Origin of the sequence: Antarcticimicrobium sediminis (genome assembly GCF_004348975.1) — a bacterium.
In the GTDB taxonomy this organism is placed as follows: domain Bacteria; phylum Pseudomonadota; class Alphaproteobacteria; order Rhodobacterales; family Rhodobacteraceae; genus Antarcticimicrobium; species Antarcticimicrobium sediminis.
In genome coordinates this window covers 341,233-347,418 of the sequence record NZ_SMFP01000004.1, presented here as the reverse complement: position 1 = coordinate 347,418, position 6,186 = coordinate 341,233, and the positions used below count along the sequence as shown (strand labels likewise).

The 6,186-nt window shown below is 59.2% G+C and carries 7 protein-coding genes; 1 reads left to right on the top strand and 6 read right to left on the bottom strand.

What is annotated here, in order from left to right; all coding sequences use genetic code 11:
- The 4 genes from E1B25_RS09005 to rpsL form a co-directional block, all read right to left on the bottom strand.
- Positions 1–120: GTP-binding protein (locus tag E1B25_RS09005; RefSeq protein ID WP_245510664.1), on the bottom strand; the 120-nt coding region annotated here is incomplete at its 3' end.
- 69 nt (positions 121–189) lie between these two features.
- Positions 190–2,313: an elongation factor G gene (fusA, locus tag E1B25_RS09000; protein WP_132828520.1), complete on the bottom strand. Its 2,124-nt coding sequence runs from the start codon at positions 2,311–2,313 to the stop codon at positions 190–192.
- 22 nt (positions 2,314–2,335) lie between these two features.
- The gene (gene rpsG / locus E1B25_RS08995) at positions 2,336–2,806 is read right to left on the bottom strand and encodes a 30S ribosomal protein S7 (protein ID WP_132828518.1); all 471 of its coding nucleotides are present in this window, start codon (positions 2,804–2,806) and stop codon (positions 2,336–2,338) included.
- A gap of 12 nt (positions 2,807–2,818) precedes the next feature.
- The gene (rpsL, locus tag E1B25_RS08990; RefSeq protein WP_005621086.1) at positions 2,819–3,190 is read right to left on the bottom strand and encodes a 30S ribosomal protein S12; all 372 of its coding nucleotides are present in this window, start codon (positions 3,188–3,190) and stop codon (positions 2,819–2,821) included.
- A 382-nt stretch (positions 3,191–3,572) separates the two neighbouring features.
- Here rpsL and E1B25_RS08985 point away from each other — a divergent pair, with 382 nt between their 5' ends.
- Positions 3,573–4,382, top strand: a complete 810-nt coding sequence (locus E1B25_RS08985; RefSeq protein ID WP_132828517.1) for a putative rhamnosyl transferase — start codon at positions 3,573–3,575, stop codon at positions 4,380–4,382.
- A 4-nt stretch (positions 4,383–4,386) separates the two neighbouring features.
- Here the strand turns inward: E1B25_RS08985 and E1B25_RS08980 are convergent, their stop codons facing one another.
- Together E1B25_RS08980 and E1B25_RS08975 are read right to left on the bottom strand one after the other, a co-directional pair.
- Positions 4,387–5,247, bottom strand: coding sequence for a DMT family transporter (locus E1B25_RS08980; RefSeq protein ID WP_132828516.1), 861 nt, complete (start codon positions 5,245–5,247; stop codon positions 4,387–4,389).
- Between the two features lie 3 nt (positions 5,248–5,250).
- A complete protein-coding gene (locus tag E1B25_RS08975) occupies positions 5,251–6,057 on the bottom strand; it encodes a glycosyltransferase (protein ID WP_132828514.1) in 807 nt (268 codons plus the stop codon).
- Between the last annotated feature and the right edge of the window lie 129 nt (positions 6,058–6,186).

Genomic DNA, 6,186 nt, shown 5'->3' with positions numbered 1-6,186 from the left:
TTTGAAATCGCCGAAATACTTGGTGATCGCCGCCGTCAGCGTCGTCTTGCCGTGGTCAACGTGGCCAATGGTGCCGATGTTGACGTGCGGTTTCGTGCGATCAAACTTTTCCTTTGCCATGATGGCCTCCTTATCGGTTGAAGCGATGCGCGGTCAGCCCGCGCATCGCTGCTATCTGATTGTTCCGACTTAGGCGTATTTCGCCTGAATCTCTTCGCTGATGTTCTGCGGCACCGGATCATAGTGATCGAACTGCATCGTAAAGTTCGCACGGCCCGAGGTCATCGAACGCAGCGTGTTGATATAGCCGAACATGTTGGCCAAGGGCACCATCGCATCGACTGCGATCGCATTCCCGCGGTTGTCCTGCCCGGTCACCTGACCACGACGTGAGGTCAGGTCGCCGATCACGTTGCCCGTGTATTCTTCCGGGCAGACCACTTCGACCTTCATCACAGGTTCCAGCAGCTTTGCGCCAGCCTTTCTCAGACCTTCGCGCATGCACATGCGTCCGGCAATTTCAAAGGCGAGAACCGAAGAGTCGACGTCGTGGAATTTGCCGTCGATCAGCGCCACCTTGAAGTCGATCACGGGGAAGCCAGCCAGAGGGCCGCTGTCCATGACCGATTTAATGCCTTTTTCAACACCCGGGATGTATTCCTTGGGAACGGAGCCCCCAACGATCTTGGACTCGAACGAGTAACCTTCACCCGGCTCTGTCGGCGAGAGGATCATCTTGACCTCGGCGAACTGACCAGACCCACCCGATTGCTTCTTGTGGGTATAGGTATGCTCGATCTCGTGACCGATGGTCTCGCGATACGCCACTTGCGGCGCACCGATGTTGGCCTCGACCTTGAACTCGCGCTTCAGGCGATCCACCAAGATGTCCAAGTGCAGTTCGCCCATGCCCTTCATGATGGTCTGACCGGATTCCAGATCAGTCACCACGCGGAACGAGGGATCTTCTGCAGCAAGGCGTTGCAGGCCTTGCGACATCTTTTCCTGGTCAGCCTTGGTTTTGGGCTCAACCGCGATCTCGATAACCGGATCGGGGAAGGTCATCGTTTCCAGAACGACCTGTTTGGTCGCATCGCACAGCGTATCCCCGGTGGTGGTGTCCTTGAGACCCGCCAGCGCGATGATATCACCTGCATAGGCTTCGTCGATCTCCTGACGATCAATCGCGTGCATGATCATCATCCGACCGACCCGCTCACGCTTGCCTTTGGTCGAGTTGAAGATCTGATCGCCCTTGTTGATGTGACCCGAATAGATCCGGGTAAACGTCAACGAGCCGACAAAGGGGTCGTTCATAATCTTGAACGCCAGAGCCGAGAACGGCTCTTCGTCGCTTGCATTGCGCGGGATGTTGCGGGTTTCAGTCTCGTCATCCGGCGAGAAGCCCATCAACGTCGGAACGTCCTTGGGTCCGGGCAGAAAGTCGACAACGGCGTTCAAAAGCGGCTGGACACCCTTGTTCTTGAAGGCAGAGCCCGCAAGCATCGGGAAGAACGACATCGACAGCGTGCCCTTGCGGATCAATTTGCGCAGAGTAGCCTCATCAGGCTCGATGCCCTCAAGATACTGCTCCATCGCACCGTCGTCCATTTCGACGGCGATCTCGATCATGTTGGCACGCCACTCGTCGGCCAGATCTTTCAGTTCGGCACGGATCGGGCGACGCTCCCAGGAGGCCCCCAGATCTTCGCCAATCCAGACCCACTCTTCCATCTTGATCAGGTCAATGATGCCTTCCAGCGTGTCTTCGGCGCCGATCGGCAGTGCGATCGGGCAAGGAAGACCGCCAGTGCGATCCTTGATCATCTTGACGCAGTTGAAGAAGTCGGCGCCGATCTTGTCCATCTTGTTGACGAAAACAAGACGCGGCACCTTGTAGCGGTCAGCCTGACGCCAAACGGTTTCGGTCTGCGGCTCAACACCGGCATTGCCGTCCAACAGCGCAACAGCACCATCAAGAACCGCCAGCGAACGCTCGACTTCAATCGTGAAGTCGACGTGACCTGGGGTGTCGATGATGTTGAAGCGGGTCTTGGTGTCGGACGTCCCTTCGGGGGTCGGATCTTCCTGGCGCTGCCAGAAAGTGGTCGTCGCCGCCGAAGTGATGGTGATCCCACGCTCGGCTTCCTGCTCCATCCAATCCATGGTGGAGGCACCGTCGTGTGTTTCACCGATCTTGTGGTTCTTACCGGTATAGAACAGGATCCGCTCGGTCATCGTGGTTTTGCCGGCATCAATATGAGCCATGATGCCGAAGTTGCGGTAGCGTTCGAGTGGGTATTCGCGTGCCATTGGGGTCAGGTCCTCTGCCGAATTACCAGCGGTAATGGCTGAAGGCTTTGTTTGCCTCGGCCATCTTGTGGGTGTCTTCGCGTTTCTTGACGGCCGAACCACGCGACTGAACAGCATCCATCAGCTCGCCTGCAAGGCGCTCTTCCATGGTGTGTTCGTTGCGCGAACGCGAGGCGTTGATCAGCCAGCGAATGGCCAGAGCCTCACGACGCTCGGGGCGCACTTCGACGGGCACCTGATAGGTGGCACCACCAACCCGGCGCGAGCGAACTTCGACGGCGGGTTTGATGTTTTCCAGCGCTTCATGGAACACCTCGACGGGCGCGCGCTTGATCTTGGTCTCAACACGCCCCAGCGCGTTGTAGACGATTTTCTCTGCGACCGACTTTTTGCCGTCGATCATCAGGTTGTTCATGAACTTAGTCAGAACGCGGTCGCCATATTTGGCGTCGGGCAGAATATCGCGCTTTTCGGCGGCGTGACGACGGGACATCTCGCTCTCTCCTTACTTGGGACGCTTGGCGCCGTATTTCGAACGGCGCTGCTTACGGTCTTTGACGCCCTGGGTATCCAGAACACCACGAAGGATGTGATAGCGAACGCCGGGAAGGTCTTTTACCCGGCCGCCGCGGATCAACACCACAGAGTGTTCTTGGAGGTTGTGGCTTTCCCCCGGGATGTAGCTGATGACCTCGAAACCATTGGTCAGACGCACTTTGGCGACTTTCCGCATGGCCGAGTTCGGTTTCTTAGGCGTGGTTGTGTAGACGCGCGTGCAGACGCCGCGTTTTTGCGGGCACTGCTCCAAATGCATGGATTTCGAGCGTTTCACTTTAGGCTGCCGCGGCTTGCGGATCAGCTGTTGGATCGTTGGCATTCCGGTTTCTTCCCCGTTTCGCAACACATGTGTCAGTGCACGCATGTGCGTGCGGTTCAAATTTCGTGCGCCATACGCGTCCGCAAGCGCAAAAACCGCAATCGCTCCCATTCCGAGGTGAACGACGCGGTGGGTTATCAGAGGATCGAGGCTGTAAAGACCCGGATCTTGACCACTTCAATATAAAGTCGACATTTGGGGCGACCCCCGGTGCCGAGATAGCGGGCGTATATGGGGAGTCGCGTGCACTGTCAACAGTGGGCAGCCCCCGACCCGCACCATGATGGCGGGCTTTCAACGACGAGGCTTGTCAACTATCCGCCCGGTTGCGAAAGTGCAAGCGGCGTGAAGCGGTCACGCCGCCCAATCGGAGCCTTTCGCGATGCAGGTGATCGGTCTTTGCCGGTTTTCATATCTTGGCCACGGCGGCTTTCAGATCGAGCATGACAGCGTCGAAGAACGCGCTGGTTTCCTGTACGATTCGAACCGGATGGAGGAACGTTTCCGCACCTTCGAAACCCTCACCCTTCCATCGTTGCGGGCCCAGAGTGATCCGGATTTCACCCTGCTGGTCGTCATCGGCGACAGCCTGCCCGCCGCCTATCTGGCACGGTTGCGCGCGCTGCTGGTCGACGTGCCGCAAGCGGTGCTGCGGACCTGCGCCCCGGGCAAGCACCGACAGGTGATGCAGGAGGCGATCAATTCGGTCCGCCGTTTTGACAAGGAACCCTGCCTGCAATTTCGCATGGATGATGATGATGCGGTGGCGCGTGTCTATGTCGAGCGGCTGCGCGCGGCAGCGCAAGATCTGCGCAAACTGGGCCGCAGCCATCGCCATATCGCGATTGATTTCAATCAGGGCTATATCGTCGGCACCGGGGCTGGGGGGCTTTCTGCCGCGCCGACGCAGCGGCCTTATACCACGGCTGCGCTGGCGGTGATGTTCAAACCCTCGGTCAAGCTGTCGGTGATGAACTTTGCCCATCAAAAACTGCCGCAGCTGATGCCCACCGTCACCTTCACCGGCGAGGACATGCTGTTGCGCGGGCATAATGACCATAATGACTCGCGGCAGAAATCCGGCGTCAAACCCGTCGCGCTCACCCCGCTTGATCCGGCGCAGGAGGTGTTATTCCGAAAGGTCTTCAACGTAGACGCCGATCACGTGCGCCGGGTCTATTCCGACAGTTAAGCCGTCAACCCACCACGCGCCCACGATAAAAGGTGAAAAGACCCGCCGCCGCGACCACAGCAGCCCCCAACAGCGTCAGCGGCGCAGGCCAGTGACCGAACACCGCCCAGCCCAGCCCCAGTGCCCAGAGCAGGCTAGTATAGCGAAACGGCGCGATGAACGACACCTCGCCCACCCGCATCACCAAGACACTGAGCAGATACCCCAGCATCACAAACAGCGATGACGCCCCGATCAGCGTGGTCGTCGTGACATCCAGCGGCACCCAGTCCACCCAGAACGAGGCCACGCCCGCCGCGAAGAACACCGACAACGCCGAGACCAGCGTCACTGTCATCGACGAGACCTGCGATGACATTCTGCGGGTCACCAGGTCGCGCACGGTCATACAGACCATCGCAGCCAAGGCATAGAGCGCGTACAGGCTGAACCCTTCGGGCCCCGGCCGCACGATCAGCAACATGCCGCAAAACCCCAGCGCGATTGCCAGAATCCGACGCCAGCCCACGCTTTCCCCAAAGAACAACGCCGCGCCCAGCGTCACGGTCAACGGCAGCGCCTGCAACACCGCGCTGACATTGGCCAGCGGCATGTTCATCAGCGCCGTGAGATAGAAATAGGCCGCCGCCACCTCGACCACGCAGCGCAGCGCCAATAGGGATGCATCGGCCCGCGTCATGTGCAGATCCAGCGCCCCCAGCCGCCGCGCCAGAAGGTACAGCAGGAGCGAACTGATCATCCCGCGCAGGGTCAGGATCTGCAACAGCGGAAGCGCATCGTGGGTCGCCTTTACGCAGGTGTCGTTGATTGTAAAGGCAGCCATGCTGCCCATCATCAGCAGCGCGCCTTTCCCGTTGGGTGTCATCCCTCAGAGCGCCCGCAACCGGTCCAGCGTCATATCGAAATGCGTCTGCAACAACGGTTCGATCTGGTCATCGCGCAACTTGTGGGTCAACCCCATTTGCGCCGGGTTGGATTTGTTGTCGCCGTGGATCGTGCGGATAAAGGCCGGCACCATGATGTCGGAATAGGTGTTGAAATGCTGCGCCAGTTTGCGGTGGTTGAACCGATAGGGGTTGGCGGGATGATCCACCGGCGCCACCAGCGTTGTGCCGGCCGAAAGCGGTGCGCGCTCGCAGGCATCGAACACCTCGGTCTCGGCCCCGGTGGAGCGTACATAGAACCCCCGGTTATAGGCGATCACAAACGGCGTCTTCGGCCCGTTCAGCTTCAACAACCCACTCGCAAGCCGCTTGGTCCGCTTGACGAAATTCTTGTCCAGCGCGTCGTCATCGTCCAACCGGAACATGATCCGATGGGTGCAATCGTCCTTGGGAACCGCGTTATAGCCGCGCTGCAACAGCTTGTAGTGGTTTTCGGTGCCGACCGTCAGGCAATGGATATTGGGCAGCGGTTCGATCAGGTCGACCAGCCGTTCCAGATATTGCTCTGGCATGGTCTCGGCTGTCAGCACCACCATATCGAAATCCGGGTCGGTCTGACCAGTCAGCGCAGGCAGGCAAAGTTGCTCGAACAGGCGAAATCGCAGCGCCATCCGCTCGGGCGCGAACAGATGCGCGGCGGTGTCCTCCAACGTCTTGAACCGTTCTGAGTAATAGGTGGGGGTCAGCACCGAAAACCTCAGCAATCCCACTGTCTTGATCTTCCGGTCCATGCCCGCGCTCCTGTTCAAACGGGGCCTAGCAAACACCGGCCCGGGCCGGAATAAAAGCCGCAATCGTTGCACCGGGGGCAAAGAAAAACCCCCGCGGCACAGGCCGCGGGGGTTAAAAGTACTTGTCGC